We start from the raw sequence: 1710 nt of genomic DNA, 5'->3' as shown, positions 1-1710 counted from the left end.
CGTGCCGGACGCACGGCCTCACCCGGAACCGGTCACCCCGGCCGGACACGCCCGGGGGCGCCACCCGTCCACGGGAGCCCGCCGCCCCCCGGGCGGGCGGGGCCGGCCGGCTGCCCCGCTTCCGCCCCCGGGGTCACAGGCCGGTGACCTTGCTGCTCGCCGAGATCTCGTAGACAAGGGTGACGGTGCGCCGGCCACCCGGGGCCAGCGGGATGTCCCAGCGGACGATGCCGTCCGCGTCGACCGCGTCGGGCGCGGGGGAGCAGTCCTCCCGGCGCAGGCGTACCTCCACCGCCGAGACCTCGGAGACCGGGACGCGCTCCCGGACGACGACCGTCCTGTCGTCGTGCTCGCCGGGGGCGGAGAACCTGGACAGGTGCAGGCGGACGGTCCGGGTGAGGACGGTCCGCTGGGAGATCCCGGCGGTCCCGCGGGTCTCCTCGGTGTGCCGCAGCACCCGGTGGTCGTCCCGGCTGCCGAAGGCGAGCTCGACAGGGGCGCCGGGGGCGGTGAAGTCCAGGGTGCCGCGTCCGCTGAACCCACTGCCGCGGACCAGGTCGACCGGCCCGGCGAGCAGAGCGTGGCCGGACCGGTTGTCGCACCGCACCACCTGGCTGACCAGGGGCGACAGCTCGGGGGAACTGGCGTACTCACTCCTCGCGGGCGAGGTGAAGGAGGAGAGCGGCACCCGGTGGGCGCGGCCGTCGGCCGGCACGGAGACCGGTGCGGGGGAGCGGAGCACCCGCACCTCCCCGCCGTCGTCCACGCCCGGCAGTCCGAGTACGGGGACGGGACCGAGGTCCGCGACCTCCTCCTCGCGCAGGTCGACGTGGACGGTGCGGCGCTCCGCGGCGGAACGCTCCTGGAGCGTCAGCCGGTCCTCGCCGAGCCGGGGCGGTTCCGCGGCCCCCGCGGAGCGGGCCGTCGACAAGGTCAGCCGTACGTCCGACCAGTCCTCGCCGGTGCGCTGCCAGACGATCGCGTCCGTGTCCAGCGTGAGGGAATCCCCGTCGAGCACGGCCCGGTAGGCGGGCCGCCACACCGCGCACGGTGTGAGATGGCTCAGCCGCAGCCCGGCCTGCCCGGCGGCCGGGGCGCGCACGGTCAGCTCGATGTGACCGACCAGCTCGGCGGGCTCCGTCTCGGAGAGGTCCAGGACCCGCCGGGTCTCGGACAGTTCGGCGGTGACGGCGGACAACTCGGCCTCCACGGAGCGCAGCCGCTCGCCGTGGGAGTCGCGCTCACCGTCCACCCGGTCCAGTTCCCGGGTCCAGCGGTCCCTTTCCGCCTCCCCGGAGCCGGCGCCCTCGCCGATCTCCCGCAGCAGATCGGCGGCGAGACGGCCGAGCAGGTCGAGGCGGGCACGCAGCCGGTCGCGCCGCTGCTCCAGGTCCGTCCGCTTCTCCTCCAGGGCCGTCACACGCCGGCGCAGCGCGGAGTCGTCGTCGGCGGGCCCCGGCCCGCGCGGCGTCCAGCCACGGACGATCCGCGCGTCGAGCACGGTCGCCGGGTGGCCGTCGGTCAGCTCGGCGTGGAGGGTGCGGTCGACGGCCAGCGCGCTGACCGGTCCGAGGCGCAGCCGCTGCGTGCCGGCCTCCAGATCGAGCACGGCCGCACGCTCGACGTGAGCGCGGTCCTCCGTACAGGTGACGGCGGTGACGGGGAGGGGGATGAGCTCCGATGACGTAGACATGCTGGGTCAGCTCCTGC

1 protein-coding gene is annotated in these 1710 nt (G+C 75.9%); it reads right to left on the bottom strand.

What is annotated here, in order from left to right:
- Positions 1-133 precede the first annotated feature (133 nt).
- On the bottom strand, positions 134-1693 hold the full coding sequence (locus B7767_RS35010) for a DUF4139 domain-containing protein (RefSeq protein WP_085575596.1): 1560 nt from the start codon (positions 1691-1693) through the stop codon (positions 134-136).
- Positions 1694-1710: the final 17 nt, after the last annotated feature.

This window comes from Streptomyces sp. 13-12-16 (genome assembly GCF_002114215.1).
In the GTDB taxonomy this organism is placed as follows: domain Bacteria; phylum Actinomycetota; class Actinomycetes; order Streptomycetales; family Streptomycetaceae; genus Streptomyces.
The sequence above is the reverse complement of the archived record's forward strand: the minus strand, read 5'-3'. Positions and strand labels throughout refer to the sequence as shown.

Excerpts from the sequence above, each read along its gene's own strand:
- B7767_RS35010 (WP_085575596.1), bottom strand. The coding sequence starts at position 1,693 with ATGTCTACGTCATCGGAGCTCATCCCCCTCCCCGTCACCGCCGTCACC.